This window comes from Oceanobacillus sojae, assembly GCF_900162665.1.
Lineage (GTDB): Bacteria > Bacillota > Bacilli > Bacillales > Amphibacillaceae > Oceanobacillus > Oceanobacillus sojae_A.
Genome location: NZ_LT727813.1, coordinates 991,512 through 1,017,836, shown reverse-complemented (window position 1 = coordinate 1,017,836; position 26,325 = coordinate 991,512). Strand labels below are relative to the sequence as shown.

At 38.6% G+C, this 26,325-nt stretch carries 26 protein-coding genes; 21 read left to right on the top strand and 5 right to left on the bottom strand.

The window, feature by feature from the left end:
- Nucleotides 1-402: 402 nt before the first annotated feature.
- The 4 genes from BN1068_RS22395 to BN1068_RS22380 all read left to right on the top strand — a co-directional run bounded on the left by BN1068_RS22395 (nt 403) and on the right by BN1068_RS22380 (nt 4,827).
- Entirely contained in the window at nt 403-1,692 is a 1,290-nt protein-coding gene (locus BN1068_RS22395) for a hydroxymethylglutaryl-CoA reductase, degradative (RefSeq protein WP_077605009.1), read from the top strand.
- A complete protein-coding gene (gene mvk / locus BN1068_RS22390; RefSeq protein WP_077605008.1) occupies nt 1,689-2,645 on the top strand; it encodes a mevalonate kinase in 957 nt (318 codons plus the stop codon). The genes BN1068_RS22395 and mvk overlap by 4 nt, the downstream gene beginning before the upstream one ends.
- 82 nt (nt 2,646-2,727) lie before the next feature.
- On the top strand, nt 2,728-3,702 hold the full coding sequence (gene mvaD / locus BN1068_RS22385) for a diphosphomevalonate decarboxylase (RefSeq protein WP_077605007.1): 975 nt from the start codon (nt 2,728-2,730) through the stop codon (nt 3,700-3,702).
- A gap of 12 nt (nt 3,703-3,714) precedes the next feature.
- Complete coding sequence (locus BN1068_RS22380; RefSeq protein WP_254846858.1) at nt 3,715-4,827, top strand: phosphomevalonate kinase; 1,113 nt, start codon at nt 3,715-3,717, stop codon at nt 4,825-4,827.
- Nucleotides 4,828-5,083: 256 nt separating this feature from the next.
- Here BN1068_RS22380 and BN1068_RS22375 read toward each other — a convergent pair whose 3' ends face one another.
- Complete coding sequence (locus BN1068_RS22375) at nt 5,084-5,236, bottom strand: aspartyl-phosphate phosphatase Spo0E family protein (RefSeq protein WP_077605006.1); 153 nt, start codon at nt 5,234-5,236, stop codon at nt 5,084-5,086.
- A 136-nt stretch (nt 5,237-5,372) separates the two neighbouring features.
- Between BN1068_RS22375 and sigW the strand changes: the two genes are divergently transcribed.
- The 5 genes from sigW to glmM all read left to right on the top strand — a co-directional run bounded on the left by sigW (nt 5,373) and on the right by glmM (nt 10,324).
- The gene (gene sigW, locus BN1068_RS22370) at nt 5,373-5,936 is read left to right on the top strand and encodes an RNA polymerase sigma factor SigW (RefSeq protein ID WP_077605005.1); all 564 of its coding nucleotides are present in this window, start codon (nt 5,373-5,375) and stop codon (nt 5,934-5,936) included.
- A 15-nt stretch (nt 5,937-5,951) separates the two neighbouring features.
- Nucleotides 5,952-6,593 (top strand): anti-sigma-W factor RsiW, encoded by a 642-nt coding sequence (rsiW, locus tag BN1068_RS22365; RefSeq protein WP_077605004.1) that lies wholly within the window; start codon nt 5,952-5,954, stop codon nt 6,591-6,593.
- Nucleotides 6,594-6,899: 306 nt separating this feature from the next.
- Complete coding sequence (gene cdaA / locus BN1068_RS22360; RefSeq protein ID WP_077605003.1) at nt 6,900-7,721, top strand: diadenylate cyclase CdaA; 822 nt, start codon at nt 6,900-6,902, stop codon at nt 7,719-7,721.
- On the top strand, nt 7,714-8,946 hold the full coding sequence (locus BN1068_RS22355; protein ID WP_077605002.1) for a CdaR family protein: 1,233 nt from the start codon (nt 7,714-7,716) through the stop codon (nt 8,944-8,946). The genes cdaA and BN1068_RS22355 overlap by 8 nt, the downstream gene beginning before the upstream one ends.
- Before the next feature lie 34 nt (nt 8,947-8,980).
- Nucleotides 8,981-10,324: a phosphoglucosamine mutase gene (gene glmM, locus BN1068_RS22350; RefSeq protein WP_077605001.1), complete on the top strand. Its 1,344-nt coding sequence runs from the start codon at nt 8,981-8,983 to the stop codon at nt 10,322-10,324.
- 60 nt (nt 10,325-10,384) lie between these two features.
- Here the strand turns inward: glmM and BN1068_RS22345 are convergent, their stop codons facing one another.
- The gene (locus BN1068_RS22345; protein WP_077605000.1) at nt 10,385-10,951 is read right to left on the bottom strand and encodes an NADPH-dependent FMN reductase; all 567 of its coding nucleotides are present in this window, start codon (nt 10,949-10,951) and stop codon (nt 10,385-10,387) included.
- Nucleotides 10,952-10,954: 3 nt separating this feature from the next.
- Nucleotides 10,955-12,022 (bottom strand): LLM class flavin-dependent oxidoreductase, encoded by a 1,068-nt coding sequence (locus tag BN1068_RS22340; protein WP_077604999.1) that lies wholly within the window; start codon nt 12,020-12,022, stop codon nt 10,955-10,957.
- A gap of 331 nt (nt 12,023-12,353) precedes the next feature.
- Between BN1068_RS22340 and BN1068_RS22335 the strand changes: the two genes are divergently transcribed.
- Complete coding sequence (locus BN1068_RS22335) at nt 12,354-14,147, top strand: S9 family peptidase (protein ID WP_077604998.1); 1,794 nt, start codon at nt 12,354-12,356, stop codon at nt 14,145-14,147.
- Nucleotides 14,148-14,238: 91 nt separating this feature from the next.
- Here BN1068_RS22335 and BN1068_RS22330 read toward each other — a convergent pair whose 3' ends face one another.
- Together BN1068_RS22330 and BN1068_RS24460 are read right to left on the bottom strand one after the other, a co-directional pair.
- Entirely contained in the window at nt 14,239-14,832 is a 594-nt protein-coding gene (locus tag BN1068_RS22330; protein ID WP_077604997.1) for an AAA family ATPase, read from the bottom strand.
- Nucleotides 14,833-14,976: 144 nt separating this feature from the next.
- The gene (locus tag BN1068_RS24460; RefSeq protein ID WP_439822987.1) at nt 14,977-15,114 is read right to left on the bottom strand and encodes a hypothetical protein; all 138 of its coding nucleotides are present in this window, start codon (nt 15,112-15,114) and stop codon (nt 14,977-14,979) included.
- Between the two features lie 1,059 nt (nt 15,115-16,173).
- Between BN1068_RS24460 and glmS the strand changes: the two genes are divergently transcribed.
- The 11 genes from glmS to BN1068_RS22275 all read left to right on the top strand — a co-directional run bounded on the left by glmS (nt 16,174) and on the right by BN1068_RS22275 (nt 26,063).
- Entirely contained in the window at nt 16,174-17,976 is a 1,803-nt protein-coding gene (gene glmS, locus BN1068_RS22325) for a glutamine--fructose-6-phosphate transaminase (isomerizing) (protein WP_077604996.1), read from the top strand.
- A gap of 387 nt (nt 17,977-18,363) precedes the next feature.
- Nucleotides 18,364-18,819 (top strand): MarR family winged helix-turn-helix transcriptional regulator, encoded by a 456-nt coding sequence (locus BN1068_RS22320; protein ID WP_077604995.1) that lies wholly within the window; start codon nt 18,364-18,366, stop codon nt 18,817-18,819.
- A gap of 203 nt (nt 18,820-19,022) precedes the next feature.
- A complete protein-coding gene (locus BN1068_RS22315) occupies nt 19,023-20,357 on the top strand; it encodes an NAD(P)-binding domain-containing protein (RefSeq protein ID WP_439822991.1) in 1,335 nt (444 codons plus the stop codon).
- A 50-nt stretch (nt 20,358-20,407) separates the two neighbouring features.
- Entirely contained in the window at nt 20,408-20,605 is a 198-nt protein-coding gene (locus BN1068_RS22310; protein ID WP_077604993.1) for a hypothetical protein, read from the top strand.
- Nucleotides 20,606-20,695: 90 nt separating this feature from the next.
- On the top strand, nt 20,696-21,040 hold the full coding sequence (locus BN1068_RS22305) for an ArsR/SmtB family transcription factor (protein WP_077604992.1): 345 nt from the start codon (nt 20,696-20,698) through the stop codon (nt 21,038-21,040).
- 21 nt (nt 21,041-21,061) lie between these two features.
- A complete protein-coding gene (locus tag BN1068_RS22300; protein WP_077604991.1) occupies nt 21,062-22,360 on the top strand; it encodes an arsenic transporter in 1,299 nt (432 codons plus the stop codon).
- A 14-nt stretch (nt 22,361-22,374) separates the two neighbouring features.
- Entirely contained in the window at nt 22,375-22,794 is a 420-nt protein-coding gene (arsC, locus tag BN1068_RS22295; RefSeq protein WP_077604990.1) for an arsenate reductase (thioredoxin), read from the top strand.
- A gap of 476 nt (nt 22,795-23,270) precedes the next feature.
- The gene (locus BN1068_RS22290; RefSeq protein WP_077604989.1) at nt 23,271-23,792 is read left to right on the top strand and encodes a GNAT family N-acetyltransferase; all 522 of its coding nucleotides are present in this window, start codon (nt 23,271-23,273) and stop codon (nt 23,790-23,792) included.
- Between the two features lie 182 nt (nt 23,793-23,974).
- Nucleotides 23,975-24,211, top strand: coding sequence for a DUF899 family protein (locus tag BN1068_RS24395; RefSeq protein ID WP_077604988.1), 237 nt, complete (start codon nt 23,975-23,977; stop codon nt 24,209-24,211).
- A gap of 181 nt (nt 24,212-24,392) precedes the next feature.
- Entirely contained in the window at nt 24,393-24,842 is a 450-nt protein-coding gene (locus BN1068_RS22280; protein ID WP_077604987.1) for a DUF1569 domain-containing protein, read from the top strand.
- A gap of 366 nt (nt 24,843-25,208) precedes the next feature.
- The gene (locus BN1068_RS22275) at nt 25,209-26,063 is read left to right on the top strand and encodes an aldo/keto reductase (protein WP_077604986.1); all 855 of its coding nucleotides are present in this window, start codon (nt 25,209-25,211) and stop codon (nt 26,061-26,063) included.
- Nucleotides 26,064-26,325 lie beyond the last annotated feature (262 nt).

The following is a 26,325-nucleotide window of genomic DNA, read 5'->3' as shown; positions in this document are numbered from 1 at the left end:
ACGGGATAATATTATCTCGTTTTTTTTCTTTATAAATAAGTAAACTGTTTTATCCTTATATATATGTATTCAGGTCACTGAGGATTAAAATATATGAAGCGGGAAACAAATCATTAAAGCTCTTGCTTTTTGATATTACGCATAAGAAATAAATCATGAGAAAGTATATATTATAGAAGCATTGTAAGCATATAGACTGGTGTTGTGCATTTTTTTACTTTTAATAAAGTAAAAATTCTTATTTTATTACGATGAAATGATTAACATAATTCCAGTAACGAAATAAGTATCTTCTAAATGAAAAAACGGTAGAATTCGTGTTATAATCAAATATAGTTTAATTTAGTACTTAGTAATAAAAAATATATTTTAGATATGATAAATAAAAAGGATGAGCTAGGCATGACCTCTTCAAGAATACCCGGTTTTTATAATATGACGGTAGAAGACAGACGCGCATTATTACGTGAAGCCTTTTCTTTAACGGATGCAGAAACGCAAAATTTGTCTAACGCAGACGCGCTCACTATTGGAAAAGCAGATAATATGATTGAGAATGTCATTGGCACCTATCAATTACCATTTGGATTAGGGTTAAATTTTTTGATAAACGGGAAAGAATATGTAGTACCAATGGCTATTGAAGAAGCTTCTGTTGTTGCTTCTGCAAGCCATATTGCAAAAATAGTCAGAGAAGCTGGCGGATTTCAGACAGAGTCAAAAGAAAGACTGATGATTGGGCAGATTCAAGTTGTTGGATGTCCTGATTTTCAAGAAGCAAAGCAAAAAATCCTTCAACAAAAAGATACATTAATGCGTGCTGCCGATGATGCCTATCCAAGTATTGTCAATCGTGGCGGCGGTGTAAAGGATTTAGATGTCCGGATTTTGAATGAAGAGGAAGCTTCGTCATATAGTAAAATGCTGGTTATGCATATCTATGTAGATACCTGTGATGCAATGGGTGCTAATATGATTAATACAATGGTAGAATCTATTGCACCAATCGTGGAAGAAATAACTAGAGGAAAGGTTTATTTGCGTATTTTATCAAACTATGCGGACCGCAGCCTCGTATCAGCGAAATGTGTTATACCTTCCAACCTGCTGAAAACAGGTTCGTTTTCTGGGGAAGAGGTAAGAGACGGTGTGATTCATGCTTATGAATTTGCCGCTTCTGACCCGTATCGTGCTGTAACGCATAACAAAGGGATTATGAACGGTATTGATCCTGTTGTGATAGCGACAGGAAATGATTGGCGGGCAGTAGAAGCTGGAGCACATGCTTATGCTGCAAGAAATGGTCATTACGGATCTATGACTACATGGTCCAAGGATGAAGAAGGTAACCTTGTTGGTGAAATTGAATTACCAATGTCTATAGGAACAGTCGGAGGAGCAACACGCGTACATCCGCTTGCTGATTTTTCTTTATCCATTATGCATATTGAATCAGCAGAAGAGCTTGCGCAAGTAATTGTGGCAGTTGGTCTCGCTCAAAATCTTGGAGCGCTCAAAGCGTTGGCAACAGACGGTATTCAGAAAGGTCACATGGCACTTCATTCACGTTCTGTTGCGATTGCTGGAGGAGCAACTGGGGAGATGATTGATGTGATAGCAAAACAATTAGTAGAACAACAAGAAATCCGTGTGGGAAAAGCTAAAGAATTGGTGGAACAGTATAAACAATGAGTGCAGAAAAAGTAACAGCGTCAGAAAAAACAGCTATTGGTATAGCTCATAGTAAGGTCATTTTAATTGGAGAGCATGCGGTTGTACACGGACAGCCGGCAATTGCTATTCCATTTCCTTTAATTGGTGTAGAGACGGTGATTGAGTATGTTCCTGGCGCAGTGAAAATGGACAGTACTTTTTATCACGGTCCATTGAAGCATGCCCCGAAAGAGCTGGAAGGAATTGTTGAATGTGTCTCCAGTTCCTGTGAATACCTTGGGATTCCTTATAAAGACTTATTAATACGAATTAATTCTTCTGTACCGCCTGGAAAAGGCCTGGGGTCTAGTGCATCGGTAGCTATTTCTGTCATTCGTTCTATATTCAACTACTGTGATAAGGAATGCTCCGTAGAGGAGTTGCTTCAATTAGCGAATGTTGCAGAAACCTATGCGCATGGAGCTCCCAGCGGGCTTGATACATTGACCATTACCTCGGATAAACCGGTCTGGTATAAAAGGGGAAATCCTGTAGAGCACATTGAATTAGGAGAAGACCTTCATTTTATTGTTGCAGACTCCGGCAGGATTGGTGACACGCGTACATCGGTTGAATCTGTAGCAAATCTGCTGAAAACAGCTCCACAACGTATTCATTCAAAAATAGAACGAATCGGGGAACTGACGCATAATGCGAAAGAAGCTTTAGAAAAAGCGAGTAAACACATTCTTGGACAGCTGTTAAACGAAGCGCAAAAAGAATTGGAAGCGTTAGGTGTAAGTGATGCCGGATTAAATAAATTAATTCACTTTGCCCGTGAAGAGGGTGCTTTGGGGGCAAAACTGACAGGTGGCGGAAATGGCGGCTGTATTATTGCGCTTGCTCAAAATGAAGTGCATTCGAAACAGTTAGCTGAGAAATTACGCCGATTTGGTGCTGCGGCAGTATGGCCATTTGTATTAAAGAAATAAAATAAAACTTCATTCAGTGGAAGGTTCTTTTTCACTGCAGTAAACGAATGTTTTGACAGGTATGAGAAAAGGAGATTCAAATATGAAGGCAACAGCAAGAGCACATACGAATATCGCTTTAATTAAGTACTGGGGAAAGCGGAATGAATCATTAATTCTCCCTGCCAATAGTAACCTGTCTGTTACATTGGATGGTTTTTCTACAGAGACAACAGTGCATTTTCAAGAGGATTTAAAGAAAGATACCTTCTTTTTAAATGAACAGAATGTAGAAGGGAACGATCTGGGAAAGGTAGTAGTATTTTTAGATAAGGTCCGGGCTCTTTCAGGAAAAGAAATATATGCACAGGTTCAATCAGTAAATCATGTGCCTACTGCTGCCGGATTTGCTTCCTCTGCCTCCGGTCTTGCAGCATTGGCTGCTGCAAGTGCGAAAGCAATAGGGCTCTCCTTAAATGATAAAGAATTATCCAAGTTAGCCCGCCAAGGCTCTGGTTCTGCATGCCGTTCTATTTATGGCGGTTTTGTTGAATGGCAGATGGGAGAACGTGAAGATGGAGCAGACTCCTTTGCGGTACAGGTTGCGGACAAATCTCATTGGGATATTCGAATTGCCGCTGTTGTTTTGTCGAAAACAATGAAAATGGTCTCAAGCAGAGAGGGAATGCGCCGTACCGTAGAAACCTCTCCTTTTTATGCAGGCTGGCTGGAGCAGACGCCCAAGGATTTACAAGAAATAAAACAAGCAATTGCTGATAAAGATTTTGAAAAAATGGGAAGCATTGCAGAAGCAAACTGTCTGCGGATGCATGCGACGACATTAGGAGCTAATCCGCCTTTTACATATTGGCAGGACACAACAATGCGAGTGATGCAGACTGTGCAGAATTTAAGAGAAAAAGGGATTCCTGTGTTTTTTACAATTGATGCAGGTCCGAACGTAAAAGTATTATATTTATCAGAAGATGAGGATAAAGTAAAAAAACGTCTGCAATCCATTGAAGGCGTAGAAGATATTATTGTTAGCAAGCCCGGAAGCGGAATCAGCTATCTATAGGAGGAATATACGGTGGCAAAATCAATTACAGTCAAAGTACCAGGAAAATTAATGATTGCAGGAGAGTTTGCCGTATTAGAGCCTTATCAGGATTTGGCGGTGATGGCTGTTAATCGTTTTGTGTATGCTAACGTTTCTGATGCGGACAGTCACCAGCTGACTTTATCCGATTTTTCACTTCATAAAGTCCCGTGGTCATGGCGGGAAACAGATATACATATTGAATCTGGCGACCCCCGGCTGTCTTTTGTGAAGGAAGCACTCCGGGTTACTTATCGTTATTTGGAAGAACAGGGATTACCTATTCGTCCAATGCATGTATCAACACGCAGTGAATTAGATGATACCTCTGGTGTAAAATATGGTTTGGGTTCAAGCGCGGCGATTGTTACTTCAATTGTAGCAGGAGTATTACATTTCCAGGCCCCAAAACTGGCAGAAAAAGATACCATTTTTCGTTTGGCTGCGTTATCCCATGTAATTACGCAGGGGAACGGTTCGGGTGCAGATGTAGCTGCATCCACGTATGGCGGACTGCTGCAATTTTCATCCTTCCAGGCAGATTGGCTTCTTGAGGCATACAAAGAGACAAATTCTATCACTGAGATGCTAAAGAAGGATTGGAAATACTATAAATCCAAGCCGATCGCCTTACCGGATAATGTTTACTTCTGTGTGGGATGGACGGGCAGCGCAGCCTCTACGAAGGATTTAGTGAATCGGGTCCGTTTATTGAAGGTGAATAATGCAGAAGCTTATAATAAATTTTTAGAAGACAGTAAAAATGCAGTCTCCAAATTCTTAACAGGAGCAGAGAATGGCGATCTGCTCCAATTATTTCAGGGGATAAAAGCAAACCGAAAAGCTTTGGATCAAGTAGGAAAAGCAGCTGATACAAGTATTGAAACGCCTGACTTGGCAGTATTGTGTAAGCTTGCAGAGCATCTTGGAGGCGCCGGGAAACCTTCGGGAGCCGGGGGCGGGGATTGTGGAATTGCTTTTATGCCTTCAGAAGAAACAGCAAAAGAATTAGCGCTCGCCTGGGAAAAAGAAGGAATTAAAGTTTTGACGATATCACCTTCTATTGATGGAGAAATGGTGATTGAAGAGAATGATTCTATATAAAGTGAGAGCCGTTTTGCAATGTATATATTGTAAATCGGTTCTTTTGTTTATGATTTTAAATCACTATTATCTTTAGATTAATTTTGAAGGATTTTATAAAAATAAAAAAAGACTAATGATATGAAGGGAAAAATAGGATATTATTATTCGTAGAGATATACTCGGTTAAAAAAGGATACATTTGGATATATGCAGCTAAAAAGAAGCACAAAAAAAGACATACCTAATACATGTCTTTGAAAAGAAGAGCAGACTCTCAAGAAGATCTTTTTAAATAGGCATAGATTAATGCATCAAGTTTTTCGCTTGTGGCTAAGACGGCTTCGGAGCTTAAGCCTTGCTCTTTAGATAAGGTCATCATTTCTTCTCTGTATTGTTCAATTTTTATGAATAATGTTTTCTTATCCACAAAAGTCACTCCTTTTTTAGTATACTTATCGTTAGGTATACCCTGCCTGAAAAAAAATAAACATTCTTTTGAAAAAGTGAAACCTTACAAGCGGTTGTTTCGTATAGAGAGTACCGCATAATGCGGAGGTAATTAGATGGAACAATTTATAAAGAAAAAGATTATACAAGTAAAAAAAGGAGATCAGTCTGCTTTTTCAGATGTAGTAGCCTTTTATCAGGATAAAATATATCAGCATTGCTACCGCATGCTAGGCAATAAGCATGAAGCGGAGGATATGGCACAGGAAGCATTTATACGTGCTTTTATGAATATTGATTCATTCGATGAAAATAGAAAGTTTTCTACATGGTTATACCGAATTGCTACAAATTTAACCATTGATCGTATGCGCAAGCGCAAGCCGGACTATCATCTCGATGCAGAAGTAAAAGGAACAGATGGTCTTGATATGTATTCCCAGCTTGCCAGCACAGAACGTCTTCCTGGCGAAGAAGTAGAGAGCAGGGAACTGCAGCGGTATATTCATCACGAGATTTCTCAGTTGCCTTCGAAATATCGAAGTATTATTATGCTCAGGTATTTAGAAGAATTTTCTCTAAAAGAAATCAGTGAGATTCTTGATGTCCCTCTTGGCACGGTAAAGACGCGGATTCATCGGGGGAGAGAGGCCTTAAGAAAGAGGCTTCGACATGTGTAAAGGAGCGTGCTTGATGTGAGTTGTAATGAAAAATATATAAAAAGAATGCATGACTATTTAGACGGGGATATTTCTGCAGAGGATGAAAGCTTGCTGAGAAGACATTTAGAGGATTGTGAAGATTGTCAGAAGCATTTTCATGAACTTAATCGGACGATTACTTTAATTCGGAGCGCGGAGCGGATGGAAGCACCGGCCGGGTTTACAGAGAATGTTATGCGTAAACTGCCGACAGAGAAGAAATCCGTGAAGTACAAGCGCTGGTTTAAACGTCATCCAATCCTGGTTGCTGCTGCAATCTTTTTCCTGCTGATGATAGGCAGTCTGTCATCTACATTTAATCAGGGAACAGATCAGCTTGTCGTTTCAACGCAGGAAGAGCTTGTTATTGACGGAGATACAGTTATTGTACCGGCAGGCGTAACTGTTCCGGGGGATGTCTATGTGAAGAATGGAGATTTACTAGTTCTCGGAACCGTCGACGGCAATGTCACCTTATTTAATGGGGAGCTCCTGGACAGCGATTCCCAGCTGGAAGGAGACAATCTCATGGCATCTGCCGGAGGAGTAAATGGAGATTTAGAGACCGTTGATCAAACGTTTGAATGGATTTGGTATCATATAAAGAACTTCTTTAAAGGACTATTCTCGTTTTAATTAATATAGATAGATATTGAAAAAGAGAGCATTTTTTTGTCGCTCTCTTTTTTTTAGTACACGAATCCCGGAGTATTCTAATTGGATAGAACATCCTTACATTGATATTATAAGCATAAAAAAATTGAAACAGAAAAATGATAATAAACGAAACTACAGACAGGTCTGTTTTTACAAATTTATGATATAATAATTACCGACTGCTATTTCATATAGTCAATGGTAATATAAGAGGATGTTCAAAAAGTAATATAAATAATTATTAAAAATAAACGAGTAATTCTATTGGGTAAAGGATGTGTGCACATGCTTGATGGGGGATTTGACATTTTAAATCTGCTGCGGATAGGCGTTGATATCGCTCTCGTCTGGTATGTATTATATAAATTAATCATGCTGATTAGAGGAACAAAGGCTATTCAGTTATTAAAGGGGATAGCAGTTGTATTGGCTGTGTGGGGAATAAGTGTACTATTAAACCTGCAGACCATTCAATTTATTACCGGGCAGGCAATCACTTGGGGTGTAGTAGTTACGGTTGTTTTGTTTCAGCCGGAGCTTCGGAGAGCGCTGGAACAGCTGGGAAGGGGAAATATTTTTGCCAGATCCGGCAGTACGGCTGAAGAAATTATACAAAATGAAATTGAGGCCATTGTTACATCCTGTAATTACATGGCAAAAAGGAGAATTGGTGCGCTTATTTCCATTGAAAGGGAAACTGGAATTGGAGAATACGCGGAAACAGGAATTCCAATTAACGGAAAGCTTACCCACCAGCTTCTGACAAACATATTCACACCAAATACACCATTGCATGATGGTGCGGTGATTATTAAAAATGAAGAAATTACAGCTGCGGCCTGTTATCTGCCTTTATCCGAGAGTCCATTTATCTCCAAGGAGCTGGGAACCAGGCACCGCGCAGCGATGGGAATCAGTGAAGTAACAGATGCTTTGACGATTGTTGTTTCTGAGGAAACTGGTTCCATATCTTGTACAAAGAATGGTGAATTACATCGTGATATCAATGAAGAGAAATTAAGAGAAATGCTTTTAACACATTTATCAATTGTGCCGAAAACCTCTGACAAAAAATTATGGAAACGGGGGAATGGTAAGCGTGGATAATTGGTTTAGGAGTAAATGGTTTGTTCGTGTACTTTCTTTGGCTTTTGCCGTAACACTTTATGCATTTGTCAATGTATCAGAAAATCCGAATTCAGATGCTACGTTCTCCGGTTCAAGCGATGCCACGGAAACCCTGGATAATGTACCGGTCGATATTCGGATTGATCGCGATAAATATGTTGTCAGCGATGTTCCAGAAGAGGTTCAGGTTACCTTGCAAGGGAACCGGGCCAGTTTGACGCCGTATTTACTTCAACGTAATTTTGAGGTATACGTTGACTTGGAAGGCCTTGGGGAAGGACCGCATGATGTAGAGCTGCAGCATAATATACCGGGTGATGTAGAAGTATTTATTGAGCCGAAGACGGTTCAAGTCAACATAGAAGAACGGGCATCTCAGGAGTTTGCTGTAACTGCCGATCTGATTAATCAAGACAAAATGGCAGATGGTTATGAGGTGGTTGACTACAGCATTAATCCGGAAACGATAACGATAACGAGTTCCCGGAATGTCATCAACTCTATTGGTTCCGTAAAGGTCTATGTAAATATGGAAGATGTAGATGAGTCGATTAACAACCGTGAGCTTCCAGTGAATGTATATGATGTACAGGGAAATGAATTGAATGTCAGAATGGAGCCGGAAAGTATTCAGGTTTCTGTAGAAGTAGATAATCCCAGTAAGTCTGTACCGCTCTCTGTAGAAACAACAGGCGAATTAGAAGAAGACCTTGAGCTTGGTTCTATTTCTTCGAACACAGAAGAGGTAGAAATTTACTCTCAAAGTGATGTTCTTGAGGATATTTCTGAAGTAAACACAGAGCCAGTAGACCTGTCAGATGTTGAAGAATCCGGCACAGTGGAGGTCCCGCTTGATTTACCGGAAAATGTACAAGCGCCTGAAACAGATGAAGTGGAAGTAACGATTGAAGTAGATGGAACAAGAACGATTGAAGATGTACCTATAGAAGAAGAAGGTTTAGGAAATGGACTGGAGGCCTCTTACACAGACTCTTCACTTGATGTGGAGCTAAAGGGAGATGCTTCATTGTTAAATGATTTAACAGCAGATGATATTCGGGCGGTGCTGGATTTCTCTGATCTGGAACCAGGAGAGCATAACGTGCCTGTTACGATTGAGGCGCCTGATGATGTGACTGCTGCAGGAAGTGTGGAAGAAGTGACGGTTGAAATCATCGATCCGGTTGAAACGGCAGAAGACTAATTGTATATTGGATGGTCAAAGGAGAGGTATAATAATGGGTAAATATTTTGGAACAGATGGTGTCAGAGGGGTAGCTAATGAGGGCCTGACCCCGGAACTGGCATTTAAGCTCGGCCGCTTTGGCGGTTACACATTAACAAAAGGCAGTGAAAAACCACGAATTTTAATTGGCAGAGATACACGTATTTCCGGTCATATGCTGGAAGGCGCATTGATTGCGGGGCTATTATCAACAGGCGCTGAAGCGATGCGGCTTGGTGTGATCTCCACTCCTGGCGTTGCTTATTTAACAAAAGCAATGAGCGCGCAGGCGGGAGTTATGATTTCCGCATCCCATAATCCCGTAGAAGATAACGGGATTAAATTCTTCGGGCCGGACGGATTTAAGCTGACAGATGAACAGGAAGCAGAAATCGAAGCTTTATTAGAAAAAGAAGAGGATGATTTGCCTCGTCCGACAGGTCCTGCTGTTGGGGCAGTAAGCGATTATTTTGAAGGCGGACAAAAATATCTGTCCTTCTTAAAGGATACGGTTGATAATGATTTTGACGGATTACGTATCGCAGTTGATTGCGCACATGGAGCAACTTCCAGTCTGGCTACACATCTATTTGCAGATTTAGAAGCAGATATTCATTCTATGGGTTCTGCACCGAATGGTTTGAATATCAATGCTGGTGTCGGTTCCACACATCCTGAAGGCTTGCAGCAATTTGTGCTGGATAAAGAGGCTGATATTGGACTGGCTTTTGATGGAGATGGAGACCGTCTTATTGCTGTTGATGAAAAAGGAAGAATCGTGGACGGCGATAAAATTATGTTTATCTGCGCAAAATACTTAAAAGAAATTGGTATGCTTCGCAAGGATACGGTAGTATCGACAGTGATGAGTAATTTAGGTTTTTATAAAGCATTGGAAGAAGCAGGTCTGAAAAGTGATAAGACAGCAGTTGGTGACCGTTATGTTATGGAAGAAATGCGCAACAACGGTTATAACTTAGGCGGAGAACAATCTGGTCATATTATCTTTTTAGATTATATTACAACAGGGGACGGGCTGTTATCTGCATTGCAGCTTGTAAATGTTATGCGTGAATCAGGCAAGCCTTTATCAGAGCTGGCTGATGAGATGACCATCTTCCCGCAGACATTAATTAATGTGCGCGTAACGGATAAAAATGAAGCTTTGACAAGTCCAATCATCTTAGATGAGGTGCAAGCTGTAGAGGAAGAATTGGGAGAGAACGGACGTGTTTTAGTTCGCCCATCTGGAACAGAACCGCTTGTGCGTGTCATGGTGGAAGCGAAGACAGAAGAAGACTGCAAAACATATGCAGAACGTATTGTCAAAGTGATTGAAAATCATTTAGGCGCTTAAAATAGTAAAAAAATCGTATGAATGCGGCTCATTCATACGATTTTTTTAATTGTTTTTCCATTAAAATCCGTAGGAATCCTCTTTCTTTTTTCTAACCCATTCGGCTGCCCCAAAAGTGGCCACGGTATCCTCCACTAAACGCTCTAAACGAAAAGATACATCATCATCGATTAATTGCTTTTGCTGAAAGCTTTTTTCTTCGATATAGACATAAGTTTGGACGATCTGTGCTTTCATATAGGCTAATGTAGGCTTTAATTGATAGTCAGCTACTAAGTAATGCCTGGAAGAGCCTGCGGTAATAAAGAAGCTGACTACCTTATCTCGAAATGCACTTTCAGGAAGCAGATCAAAAATATTCTTTAAGCTCGCCGGGATAGATGCCTGGAATACAGGGGTACCGATAATAATTATATCCGCCTCCATAATTTTCCTGGTTACCGAGGCTGTATCTCCTGAATAATCCAGATAGTTGCGGCCGTCGCTAAATTGCAAATCATAATCCTTTAAATCAATCAGTTGGAAATTTGCTTCTGGGTATTTTTCATTGATTTCCTTTGCAACAACATCCATTGCTGTCCGTGTCTTGGATCCGACAATGGATCCGGATAAACCAATAATGTTCATTTGTTATTCCCCCTGAACCTTTACTGTATATTTGCGAAGAGCCGGTAAAATTTCCTCACCAATTATTTCGATATTCTTTGCCAATTGTTCAAATGGTACACCACCAAAATCCATTTGCGCAAGGTAGCGTTGATGGCCGAAAAGCTCATACTGATAAAGAATCTTTTCAATAACCTCCTGTGGGCTGCCAACGTTGATAACGCTCCTTTTATCTTTAGCCTGTGCAAATGCCTGCTTTGGAAAACCCTGTCCATTGGTTAACTTCATTCCTTCATTAATATAAGGATACATCTGTTTCAGGGCATCCTGGCTCGTTTCTGCCACGTGGAAAAATCCAGTAACACCAACAGGAAGCTCTGCTGGATTATGACCACTTCTTTTGGCTGTTTCCCGGTATGCATCAATAACATTTTTAAAAGCACTAGCAGGGCCGCCGAGTGTTGCCAGCATCATAGGGACCCCGGCATAGCCTGCCTTCATCGCGCTGGCAGGAGTTCCCCCGACTGCACGCCAGATTGGCAGCGTGTTATCTTTCGGACGGGGCAGAACCTTTGCATTTTTTAATGGAGCCCGATATTGTCCCTCCCAGCTGAGATTTTCATTTTCATTAATTTGCAGCAGCAGATCAAATTTTTCTTCAAACAATGCTTCATAATCCTGCACGTCATAGCCTAATAAATCAAAAAGTCCAATCCGGGAAGCTCTTCCCGCAATAATCTCGGCGCGTCCACCCGAAATTAAATCAATCGTGGCAAAATCCTCAAAAACGCGAACGGGATCTGAAGTGCTGATAATAGTTGATGAACTGCCAATTTTTATTTTTTCAGTTGCCTGCGCAATAGCAGCTAACACAACACTGTGCGCCTGCGTTGTGAAGTAATCCTGATGACTTTCTCCGACACTGAAAAAATCCAGACCTGCTTGTTCCGCCAGCTTTGCTAATTCAATAATTTCCTGAACCCGCTGCTGTGCAGAAATTCGTTTTCCAGTGAATGGATTGGCTATGTGATCTCCCAGCGTGTAAAGTCCGAATTCTATCCCTTTCTTTTGATCAATACGGTATTTTTCCATCGTGATTGCTCCTCTTTTGTTTTTAGGTTTTATTTTTCATGTTGCTGGATGAACGGTAATCAAATCTATTTATTTAAAAAATACATTCAAAAGTAATTTACTCGCGTTGAAAACAGAAGAATAAGCAGATTATCTTCTTCAACTTCAATTGTTCTACCTATCACTTTACAATTCAATTGATGAAAATGCAATTAAAGTAGCTTGAATTAAAGATAGTTTGTTTTTTAAATACCCGTCTGAGGTCGGAGAGGCTAAAAGACTGAAGTCGCTGGTTTATGCTGCGAATAATGGTATAATATAGAAAATACTGAAAAAGAGGAGTGCAGGTAGAATGATAAAATTTCCTAAACCGAAAGTTGAACAGTTCTTTTACACGTATAGTATCTATCACTTTCAATTAAGTAAAGATGAAAAAAAGCTGGTGTTTTCAACCAACTTGACCGGAAAACGTAATTTATGGGCATTAGACTTAAGCAAAGAGCATACATATCCGTTTCAATTTGCCCAAAAGGATGAAGCCTCCTTATTTGTGCAATTTGATCCGAATGGGAAGTACGTGTTAACAAGCTTTGATTCTGATGGAGACGAAAATTATCAGATTTACGCATTACCTCCAGAGGGAGGATTGCCACAGCCGCTGATTACTGGAGCAGAGAATGAAAAATATTTATTTGTACATCTGAGTAAAGACGGGAAACGCGTATATTACAATACTTCTGAGAATAATCCAAGTTTTTTAAACACACGCGTCCGCCATTTGGATACAGATAAAGATGAGCTCCTGTTAGAAGGAGAAAAAGTGCCTACCTCGCTTGCAGCTGTATCTGAGGATGAGAAGACCTTGGTATATGAAAGCATGTTTGCGAACACATATAATAATATTTTCATTCAAAAGGGAGATGAAAAAATTTATCTCACTCCTAATCCCAAAAAGGTGCATGTATCCTATGAACCGCTTTTCACGGATAATAACACCATTTATTTCCCGACGGATTATGAAAGTGAATATACGTATTTAGCGAAGTATGATATCAAGCAAGAAACGTTTTCCAAGGTTCTTGAAATTGAAGAAGAATCGATAGAGACAGTAAAATATGATAAAGCATCAAATTCACTATATTTGGTAACGGAAAAAGGTGTTGTAGATAAGCTTTATCAGTATAAAGTGGAGTCCGGAGAACTGAATGAAATCACAAAGCCTTTTGATATGATTGATCAGGTGACAATAGCAGAATCAGGGGCAGTTTATCTTCTTGGTAGGTCAGCAGTAAAACCGGATAATATTTATCGCCTGACGAATAGTGAAAAATGGGAACAGCTGACAGATAATCGTGTTTTAGGAATATCCGAAGAGGAGCTTGTTGACCCTGAAATTGTAACGTATTCTTCTTTTGACGGGATGGAAATAGAATCACTGTTATTCAGAGCGAAGCCGGAAAATGCCAATGGCTATACCGTATTTTGGCCACACGGCGGACCGCAGGCAGCTGAGCGGAAATTTTTCCGTGCCATGTTCCAAAGCATTCTAAACCGAGGTTATCATATTTTTGCGCCGAACTTCCGGGGAAGCACTGGTTATGGCTCTGCCTTTGTTAAGCTGGTTGAGCAGGATTGGGGACATGGACCACGGCTTGATAATGTAGAAGGTATCAAATGGCTGTTCGACCAGAAAATTACCGATCCAGACCATCTATTCTTGGTAGGTGGAAGCTATGGCGGCTACATGGCATTACTCTTACATGGACGTCATCCAGAGTATTTTAAAGCAGTAATTGATATCTTTGGACCATCTGATTTATTTACTTTTGTTCATTCTGTACCGCCGCATTGGAAGCCAATTATGGAAAGATGGCTCGGCGATCCAGAGCGGGATAAGGAACGGTTTGTGAAGGATTCTCCAGTTACTTATTTAGAAACAATGACAAAACCGATGCTGGTTATCCAGGGCGCGAAAGACCCTCGTGTCGTGAAGGAGGAGTCGGATCAAATTGTTCAGAAGCTGCAGGATAAAGGCCGGGATGTCGAGTATCTAGTCCTGGAGGACGAAGGCCATGGATTCTCGAAAAAAGAGAATGAAATAAAAGTTTATAAGCGGATGTTAGATTTTATGGAGAAGCATAAGTAAGTAGAAAACATCAGCAGAGCTCCGGGCAAGGCGAGGAAGGATAGCCTGGAGAGCTGCTGATGACTTTTTTGAATCAATAGATTTTTTCAAGTTATCTAATGTGCTTTATCTGTGTTTTTATGCGGTCTATTCTTCTTTTTAAATTGGAGCGATTGTCTTCTTTTAATACTAAATTTGTTTTTGCTGCAATGATTTCTACAACACCATCGATGGATAAATAATCTGTCTCTATTTTTTCTCCAAAGGCTTCATCAGCTAAACTTGTGATACATCTGTCGATTTGCTTGAATCCCCATGAGTTCTTTCTTTCCAGCCTTTTCCTTAACCTTTGTTTAATGACTTCCTTGGAAGCAGATAAGACAAACTTATGTAATTCGATTTCTTCAGATTCCAGTCTTCCGGTAATTTCTTCAAAATAAGATGTCTCCGTAATCGTCATAGGAATAATAATTGTTCCTTCATAGTTTTCAGCAGTATATTTTATTGTTTTGTGGTTAAATTCTCTCCACATGTCATAATCTTGAAAGTCTCTTTTCCTTACTTCGCCGGGTAAATTTTGATTTAAAAAGAAACCGATATTTTCTGGATCATATACGAAGGAATTTTCTAATCGTCTATGGAGTTCATAGGCTGTTTGTGTTTTCCCTGCTCCAAAAGCTCCGTTTAACCAGATTATTTTTGTCATGGGGAAGCTCCTTTTTGGTGTGGGTTATAATGGTAATGAGTTGTGGTTATGTATTTTAGTTTGTATGGACGATATACAGGAGATTGAAGGGGAAAAGTAAACTTTTCTCTTCTTCACCCCCTTTTGTTTGTGTTTTACTAATTTTTAATCTGCCTGTCTATATAGGATGCGAACAAATAACGCTTTGTCAACGGTAAATGTCTGACTGATTTCAATCCACGCACCCATATAGGATGCGAATTCTATAGCCAAAAATTCATCATAAACAATTAATGATTTCAATCCACGCACCCATATAGGATGCGAAGACGATTGAAGAAACGTACTATGAGGCTGTATATGTATTTCAATCCACGCACCCATATAGGATGCGAACTGTAACATTCGTGGATGATATAGGTGATGAGGATATTTCAATCCACGCACCCATATAGGATGCGAAAGTGCATAGTGAAAGGCCTTATACATTAAGGTGTTGACTACTAAAAAGTGCTAACCTTTTTTTCATATTTTAAAATTTGGTGTTTTTTTGTAACTGCACTCTTTAAATCCTTGTATTTACTGAGGTGCTAACCTCCTTAGTAATTTATGTTCGCTTAAGGTTAGCACTAATTTATCCATCCAACTAAAAATTTTCCTGAATCCTTCTTAATATTTTTAATTATACCACTCTGTTCTAATCCTCTTCAAATATTCTTCTAGTCATACTAACCTGCGTCGGCAAAGTCATTTGTGTATTTTCTGCAACATTTCTGATGGAGTTTCATAAAATATTCTAATCGGAAAGCAAGAAAAAGGTTGACCTAGAATATGACTTTCCGATAGAATATAGAAAGTTCTTGTTTTCCAAATGTAAAAGTCCGTTTGACAAGAGCAAATAAAAATGGAGAGGAGCAGGAGGAATACAAAACGGAATCTATAATAACAAGCGCCAGGACTACTCTACGGACGGTAAGGAAGAGTAGTTGACGAGGTCGGGGGTTATCGAATTATTCGGCGGGTGCCTCCCAGCTGTCCATCACAGCTGCTGCTTTATCTTTAAACCATCAGGGTGACTTGATGAACAAAGAGATAAAGAATGATGTCTTATAAAGGAAGTTCAAAAAGTCCCCAAATGATAAGCTGCGAATCTCGGCGTTGACGTCTTTTTTCCGATACTCACGTATCCAAAAGCATACGCTCCGTTCGTAAAAAAGGCGTCGCCTTGATCTTCTTGCTTCTAATTTGGAAACTTTTTGCACACGTATTTATCAAAACTAACACGAGAAAGGGGCAGAACAAGGCCCCTTCGCTTCGAATCGGTCTTTTGTTCCTGCCCCTTAAAACAAGGAGGACATCGACATGTGCGGAATCGTCGGTTATATTGGACAAAATGATACGAAAGAAATTTTACTAACAGGCTTGGAAAAATTAGAATATCGCGGTTATGACTCTGCAGGTATTGCAACTTTAGGCGAAGACGGTGTACACGTAACAAAAGTAAAAGGACGTATCGCAGCGTTACGTGAAGAAGTAGATAACAGCGGGGAAGCTACAATTGGTATCGGTCATACTCGCTGGGCTACACATGGTGTGCCAAGTGTGCAAAATGCCCATCCACATCAAAGCTCAACAGAACGTTTTACTATTGTGCATAATGGAGTTATTGAAAACTATATCGATCTAAAGAAAGAATATCTGGAAGATGTCGACTTTGTGAGTGAAACAGACACAGAGGTTATCGTACAGCTTATTGAAAAACTTTATGAAAAGCATAAAAATACTAAAAAAGCATTTGGTGAAACAATGAGCCTGTTAAAAGGTTCTTACGCGATCGGTCTGATTGATGCAGAAGATCATGATACTTTGTATGTATCCAAAAACAAAAGCCCGCTGCTGGTTGGATTAGGCGAAGGATTTAACTTGATTGCCAGTGATGCAATGGCAACGTTGAAAGAAACGAATGAGTACTTGGAAATCTATGACAAAGAAATTGTTCTTGTCAATCGCAGCTTTGTAGAAGTGCAGACATTAGATGGAGAAGTCATCCAACGTGAACCATTTATTGCGGAAATTGATGCAAGTGATACAGAAAAAGGAACATATCCTCATTTCATGCTGAAAGAAATTGATGAGCAGCCAATTGTTATGCGTAATATTATTCGTGAGTATCAGAATGAAAAAGGCGAATTAAAGTTAGACAAAGATGTTCGTAAAGCTATGCAAAAAGCAGATCGCATTTATATCATTGCAGCAGGAACAAGCTATCATGCCGGACTAGTTGGAAAAGAATTTCTTGAAAAGCTTTCTAACATTCCTGTAGAAGTACATGTTGCAAGTGAATTTTCATATAACATGCCGCTGCTGTCTGAAAAACCATTATTTATCTTTATTTCCCAAAGTGGTGAAACTGCAGACAGTCGTGCCGTATTAGTTAAGATAAAAGAATTAGGACATCCAGCACTTACATTAACAAATGTACCTGGATCAACCCTTTCTCGTGAAGCAAATTATACTTTACCTTTACATGCTGGACCAGAAATTGCTGTTGCTTCCACTAAAGCATATACAGCACAAATCGCTGTTTTAGCTGTTCTTGCAGTAGACTCAGCAAGAGTAAAAGGTATTAAATTAGATTTTGACCCATTACAAGAGCTTGCTATTGTAGCGAATGCAATGGAGGTAATTACAAACCAAAAAGAAGAGCTGGAGCAGTTAGCAAGAGACTATTTTGCTGTAACTCGCAATGCTTTCTATATTGGCCGCAGTACAGACTATCATGTTGCTCAAGAAGCAGCGTTGAAGCTGAAAGAAATCTCTTATATTCAGGCAGAAGGTTTTGCTGGAGGAGAATTGAAGCACGGAACCATCGCATTAATTGAAGATGGAACACCGGTTATCGCTTTAACAACACAGGAAAATGTAAACTATTCTATCCGCGGAAACGTGCAGGAAGTGGTTGCCCGTGGAGCACATGCGCTTATCATCAGCTCAAAAGGCTTAGAACAGGATGAGGATGCTTTTGTATTGCCTCCGGTTCATGAACTGTTAACTCCATTGGTAAGTGTTATTCCAATGCAGCTTCTGGCTTATTATGCAGCACTTCATCGTGATTGTGACGTGGATAAACCACGTAACCTGGCGAAGAGTGTTACAGTGGAATAGGTACAGATAAAAAAGAATCAAATTTGTGTGCTGTAGAAATTTAAAGCGGCTTAAATAAAAATAACGTTCCTTATAAAAAAATAACGTTCCTAAACCTGAAGGTCATCCCGGTATATTACCAGCGGACCTTCGGGTTTTTTACGGTTTAATTTAGTAGTAATTGCAGAAATAACCGCCGATGATATCTGATGTATATAAAACAGGACTTTCTCCCTTAACGTCTTTTGCTTTTTCTAGCCAAATTTGAACTTGAATAATTATATCCATTATTAAGCTACAATTCATAGCGAGAATGTGAAAAGGAATATTTAAAATAATTTCTTTTCGTATGTTTATTAGTTGACAAAGTCAATTATTGATAATATCATTAGAATTGAGGTGACAATAATGAATACAGAAGCAATTGAAATAAGAGAAATTCTTCAACAATTAGTTCGGGATTTTGGTTTGTTGCAGCGTGAGGGTTCGGAATGTTGCGGGATAACAGTTCAGCAAAGTCACATTATATATGAGTTAGATAAATATCCTCGTATCTCTTTGATGGACTTAGCTGAGAAATTATCAATGGATACGGGAATGCTTAGCAGACAAATTAATAAATTGGTGGAATTAGATTATGCATCGCGGATGTCTGATCCGAATGATAGACGCTATATAGTCTTGTCACTTACTGAAAAGGGACAAATGAAGGCCAATGAAATTTCTGAACAAATGAATCAATACATTGGGCGGATACTAGGGCAAGTTCCAACTGATAAAAAAGACCAAGTTATAGACAGTTTGCAAATTCTTCAAGTTGCTATGAAAAAGAATGAAGGGCCAGAGTGTTGTACCACTATATAAATAGTGGTTTCCTTATTAATATATATTTGACTTTATCAAATATTGATATAAACAAATATATTGAGGTGATATATAATGATCTATAAAAAGCTATAAGCAGAGATTTAATTCCATACTTGGATATTTAATTAAGAAGACGTATGACCATGAAAAAGAATTAGTGAAAATTTAGGAGGATGATGAACGTGAAACCAAATATAGAAATGAAAACAAATTGTTGCCAATCGCCGCAAGAAGTAACGCAACAAGCAAGCAGTAATCAAGATAACTTACATCTGCCTGTTGCTGTCATTGGTGCTGGTCCAGTAGGTCTTGCCGCCGCAGCTCATCTAGCCAGTTACGAACAACCTTTTATTTTATTAGAATCCGGTTCTCAAGTGGGAGAAAATATCTTAACATGGGGACATGTTCAAGTGTTTTCACCTTGGAAATATAATATGGATAAGTCGGCATTGAAACTTCTTAAAAAGCAAGATTGGAATGAACCGGATCAAGATGAATTACCTACTGGCAAAGCGTTAGTTGACCAGTATTTAAAACCGTTAGGAAATACACTGGAAATCAAAAATTCTTTATTTGTGAATACAAAAGTTCTTTCCATAAGCCGTAAAAATACAGATAAGATGAAAACAGCCAATAGAGAGGAACAACCTTTCATTATTTACGCCGAGCAAAATGATAAATTGGTACAATTTGAAGCAAGAGCAGTTATAGATGCAACGGGAATCTGGGGGAATCCGAATCCAGCTAATTCAAATGGAATATGGTTAAAAGAAGAGAAAGAAATAAATCATCAAATTTTCTACGGCATACCAGATATTGTCGGGAAAGATAAAGACCGTTATTTAAACAAGCGTGTTGCTGTTGTTGGAAGTGGCCATTCTGCAATTAATTCATTATTAGAGTTAGCAAAATTAAAAGAAGTACATCCTGCAACGGAAATTGTATGGATTTTAAGGAAAAATAGAGTAAAAGAAGCATTTGGAGGAGAGGAGCTGGATGCACTGGAAGCAAGAGGTGCGTTAGGTAGGCGTATACACAAATTAGTAAATTCAAATGTATTTGAAGTAATCACTCCTTTCAGAATTCAACATGTGAATGAAAAAGAAGGGAAAATAGAACTTATGGGAGAATCACAAGGGGAGTTAAAAGCTATTTCAGAAATAGATGAAGTGGTTGTCAACACAGGCAACCGACCAGATTTCTCAAATCTAAGTGAGGTAAGAACGAGTATTGATTCAGCTACAGAAAGTGTTAAAGCTCTTGCACCACTTATTGATCCTAACATTCATAGCTGTGGGACAGTGCGTGCTCATGGAGAAAAGGAATTACGGCAACCTGAAAAATATTTATATATCGTGGGAGCAAAAAGTTATGGGCGAGCACCAACATTCTTAATGGCAACAGGATATGAACAGGTTCGGTCTGTTGTAGCTTATTTGTCAGGTGATGATGAAGCTGCTAAGAAAGTTAAATTGGATTTACCGGAAACAGGGGTATGTAGTACGAACTTAAATGCTACAAATTCATGCTGTTAAAAAATCAAAAGGGAGGGTAGCTTACTTTCCCTTTTTTGGAGGTAATTTGAATGGTTATTAAAAAAAGTGGAAATTTAAGTAAAGAATACTTCATGGCATATTTCTCATTAATGATGAACAGCAGACAATGCACTTTAGAAGAAGCAAAAGAAATCACGTTTGAACGTCTTTTTCGAAATGATAAAAATACACTTGGAAACACTTCTTTTAAACGCTTTATGGAGGCTTATGAGGAATCAAAAAGATAGAAAAGAAAGTTTGCACTAAATTTTTTATTTGAATATATAAGTGTATATTTATATAATTATATTATTATTTAATAACAGAGGGGAAAGTATATGCTGCAAACAACAATCGAAATGGAGAAAGCTGCCGGCATTTTAAAATTACTTGGCGATAAAACAAGGCTAACTATGCTGAAATTAATTGATGAACAGACTTGCTGTGTTTGTGAGTTCGTTGAGATTTTTCAGTCCAGTCAACCATCCATTAGTCAACATTTACGTAAATTGAAAGATTTAGGATTGGTTAAGGAAGAAAGAAAAGGGCAATGGATATTTTATTCGGTGAATAATAAGAGTGAGTATTATTCATTCATCAAACCAATTTTGGATCAATTACCAGATCAAGACGATAAATTAAAAGAGCTTGAAAAGAAAGGCACACGCATTTCTTGCTGCTAGTTTTGGAGTGGAGGTATTATTTTGTCAACAACGCTTATACTCGCAATTTTAATATTTGTATTAACACTGGTCCTGGTCATTTGGCAGCCAAAAAATTTAAACATTGGCTGGTCTGCTATGGGAGGAGCTATTATTGCCCTGCTGGTAGGAGTAGTGGGATTTAGTGATGTACTGGAAGTCATTAATATTACATGGAATGCAACATTATCCTTCGTCGCAATTATCCTTATTTCATTAGTATTAGATGAGATTGGCTTATTTGAATGGGCAGCATTACATATGGCACGAATAGCAAAAGGGCATGGAATAAAAATGTTTGTCTATATCAGTATTTTAGGTGCAATTGTTGCTGCATTATTTGCAAATGATGGTGCGGCATTGATCCTGACCCCGATTGTACTTGCGATGGTACGTCATTTGAATTTTAAAGAAAAAATGGTTTTTCCGTTTATCATGGCAAGTGGGTTTATCGCTGATACAACATCCCTGCCGTTTATTGTTAGTAACTTAGTGAATATCGTTTCAGCCGATTTCTTTGGTATTGGATTTGTCGAATATGCTTCAAGAATGATTATTCCAAACTTATTTTCTTTAATCGCAACGATTTCGGTATTATTAATTTATTTTAGAAAAAACATACCTAAAAATTATGATGTATCAAAATTAAGAACACCTAGTGAAGCGATTCAGGACTTAAAAATGTTTCGTTTATCATGGTTTGTACTTGGTGTATTAGTAATTGGGTACTTTACGAGTGAGTTTATCCATGTACCTGTTTCCATTATTGCTGGGATCATTGCGATTTTCTTTATTATGATGGCAAGACGCAGTACCGCTGTTAATACAAAAGAAGTAATTAAAGGTGCACCATGGAATATAGTATTCTTCTCCATTGGAATGTATGTAGTGGTCTATGGACTCGGTAATGCTGGATTAACATCTGCGTTAGCAGGTATAATTCAAACCGTAGCCGATCAAGGCCTATTTGTTGGAACAGTTGGTATGGGATTTATTGCAGCGTTTCTATCCTCCATCATGAATAATATGCCCACAGTCATGATTGACGCGTTAGCCATTGCGGAAACCAATACATCTGGTGTGTTACGGGAAGCTCTTATTTATGCGAATGTAGTCGGTTCAGATTTAGGACCAAAAATCACACCCATTGGTTCTTTGGCAACATTAGTATGGCTGTATGTACTATCACAAAAAGGCGTTAAAATATCATGGGGGACTTATTTTAAAACAGGTATAATTTTAACCCTTCCTATCTTATTAATTACATTAGTAGGATTATATTTAACACTGATTCTATTTTAACAAGGAGCATGATTATGTCTAAAAAAACAATTTATTTCTTATGTACTGGGAACTCTTGCAGAAGCCAAATGGCTGAAGGTTGGGCGAAAAAACACCTTGGAGATACTTGGGAAGTGAAAAGTGCAGGTATTGAAGCACATGGTTTAAATCAAAATGCAGTAAAGGCAATGCAAGAGGTCAATATTGATATTTCTAACCAAACATCTGATATTATCGACCCGGATATCTTAAACAATGCGGACTTTGTTGTCACTTTGTGCGGGGATGCTGCGGATAAATGTCCCATGACACCATCACAGGTAAAACGTGACCATTGGGGATTTGATGACCCGGCCAAAGCCCAAGGAAATGAAGAAGAAAGATGGGCAGTATTCCAGCGGGTTCGTGATCAAATAGGAGAAAGAATCAAGCGTTTTGCGGAAACAGGAGAATAATAAAGGTATAGGTTTATTTCATATTAAATGAAGGGGTTTAGATGAAAAAAGTTGAGATATTTGATCCGGCAATGTGTTTGTTCGACAGGTGTATGTGATCCGTCGGTTGATTCCGAGTTAACAAGGGAGAGGTGAGTAATTTCTAGCTGTTCTTCTTCTACGATGTGCTTATAGAATATTAAAGCAGCTTAAATAAAATTAACGTTCCTTATAAAAAATAACGTTCCCAAACCCGAAGGTCATCCCGGTATATTCCCGCCGGACCTTCGGGTTTTTTATATCCAAATTTAGCTTTCGATGGGGACACCAAACTAATAAGCGAGCGTATTTAATAGAATGGACCGGAAACTAATTTTGTCCATTAATTGCGCGCTTTTGTGAAATAGACTATTGCAAAAATTATTACCTCATAGGGACAATTGTGTAATATAATTATGTTAAAGTAAATGAAATTAAAACTTAAAGGGGAATGCCCAATGAGTACTCATTTTGTTAAATTAACTCAACCAACTTTAAAACTTGTAGATATTTTTAATCGCTGGGAGAATGATCCTGATTTGATTCCCCTGACGCGGCGCAATTCAAACCAATCCGAATTGGGAAGTCGGCAAATTGTTACGTTAAAGAATCTGACACAACGCTTAAAACATCGATATTTATATCTTATATACGATGATAACCATTTGATTGGCGAAATGAACTACATGATTGATCCAAAACACCTTTACAAAAAGGAACCGGAAACTGCATGGATAGGGATAACGATTGGTGATTCTAAAGGTCGAGGCAGAGGAATAGGTTACGAAGGGCTGCAATATTTGGAGGCAAAGATTAAGGAGAGCGGACTTAAGCGTATTGAATTAGGCGTGTTTGAGTTTAATATAGCAGGACAGAAGTTGTATCAGAAGCTTGATTATAAAGAAATTGGGCGTATAAAAGATTTTACCTATTATCAAAATAAAATGTGGTCTGATATTCGTATGGAAAAGTATTTATAAAATAAACTCTTTCCCCGATGTAAAATGATTGACCGTTCACGGGCGCTTTTGTGGAAGATCAACAATAGAAAATGATCATTTTTTTACAAAAACAGGCACTTCTTTGTAGTCAAATCAGGTTTAAATGGCTCTTTTTGATTAAACTTTATTATAAATAAACAACTAGATGGAGAAACACACCTCTGCAGTGTTTTTTACGCGGCGATGAGGATCGGATTTTTCTTACGTACTCCACTGGTGCCCGAGGGGTTGAACATTTGGGGACTAACTGGAGTTATCTTGATATAACACCATTCGGGAGACAGGAGTATTGGGAAGATTCACCTGCATGGGTGCCGCAAACACAACCTTATCTGTGGATTCGTCTCCATGACAAATACGATAAATCTGAGGGAGAGAGCTCCTGTTGCAATTCTTAAGTTAACAGCTTGATAAACGATTTAAAGGGACGTTTTGCTTTCCAATAAAAAAATTAACATTTCCAACTCCGAAGGTTATTATGTTATTGCTTTTGAGAAAATTGCTATCTACAGAAGTAAGACAGAATAAAATGTTTTAGTGTGGTGATGGATGGGTAACCTGGTAAAGGGAGATGCACAAATGAAAAATATATTTAATTCATTACATACAGAGGAAATTTTAGAACGCATTGATAAATTAGGCCCAGAGTCAAAATCTGAGTGGGGAAAGATGGATGTTGCTCAAATGTTAGCTCATTGCTCAGCATTCCAAGACATTGCAATGGGAAATTCTTTTCCAAAGAGAGGGTGGTTAGGAATAGTGGTAGGACGGTTTGCGAAACCAATTTTTTATAATGATAAACCGGTAGCTCACAATATGTCCACTATACCAACCATTTTGATTACAGAGGGAAAAGAATTTGAAACAGAAAGAGAAAAGCTGAAACAAAAAATTATAACGTTCCAAAAGAATGGACCTGAAAAGTGTACCACGCACCCTCATGCTTTTTTTGGGAAATTTACTCCCGAGCAATGGGGAAAAGGAATTTACAAGCATCTTGATCATCATTTAAGGCAGTTTGGAGTTTAGTTAGTAAGGATATTTTTATAATGGAGGTTCCAATAATTTAATTTTTAAAAATAAACAACATTCAGGATAGAATACAGTAGGCACTTTACTGGTCAGTGTAATCAAGAACTCTCAGAATTAGCCGACAGTACCGGTTAGTGTAGGATTTTTAAAATTGGGGTATAGTAATTATGGGCATCTTAGTAAGAGATGAAAATATGAAATACTGGTAATGTAATCTGAGTTTGATGATTGACCGGCAGCTTTTTTTGCCGGAACCACTGTTAGACGAAGACGACCTGTTGATTTCATATTGAAAGACAGGAAGAAAGTAACTTTTCTATCAAACTCAACTTACCTTATAAAGGTTTTAAAGGAGATGAGATTGTGACTGTTAATAATAATGGTTTTACTCTAAATGACGGTTCTGTGCTTCCTTCTCTAGGATTAGGCACGATTGGTATCGATGGTGACCAGGGCACATTTGAAATTTTAAATGCTTTAAACCTGGGCTACCGTTTAATCGATACTTCAACAAACTATAATAATGAAGGTATTGTCGGAGAAGCCGTGCGTCGGTCTGCACTGCCCAGAGAAGAAATTTTAATCAGTGCGAAATTGCCCGGCTCTCACCATGAATACGACAAGGCATTTATCTTTATTCAAGAATCTTTACGCCGCACCGGACTAAAATATTTCGACAAGTATTTAATTCATTGGCCGAATCCTAAAGACGACAAATATGTAGAAGCTTGGCAGGCTTTAGTGGATGCTCAAAAACGAGGGTTAATCAGAACCATTAGCGTTTCGAATTTTGAACCAGAACACCTGGATAACATCATCGAAGAAACAGGCGTGACTCCTGCTACAAACCAGGTGGAGCGTCAGCCGTATTTTAATAATAACCGTATGGTTGAAGAAAATAAAAAACGGGGTATTCTTACCGAAGCCTGGAGTCCTTTTGGCCGGGGTTATCTGAATGATGTGCTGGAAAATGCCACAATTAAAGAAATTGCGGATAAATATGATAAAACTCCGGCACAGATTATTTTAAACTGGAATTATCAGGCCGGCGTGTTTGCTATTCCTAAATCAAGTAATCCAATGCATCAAAAAGACAATATTAATAGTACCAGCTTTGAATTAGCTCCTGAGGATATGGAAAAAATGGATTCATTGGATAAAGGGGAAGCTGGCCGTGTAGAAGGACAGGACCCTTATGAATATCACGAATATGTATAGTCAGGAGATTCTATGAACATTGTATTGTTTCGGTTTGAAGCTGAAAAATACACTACCTGAGTTAGCTATTCTTGGGCAATAGATAAAAGGCAGATCTGTTTTTAAGCAGACCTGCCTTTTATATTTAAAATTTTTCTGTTAACGCTATTGTGTAAGAACAATTAATTTAAACGAATTTATTGTTGCACCTGTTCCAATAAAAATTATCATTCCTTAAATAAAATTAACGTTCCCAAACTCGAAGGATTGTTCTGTTTTTTAT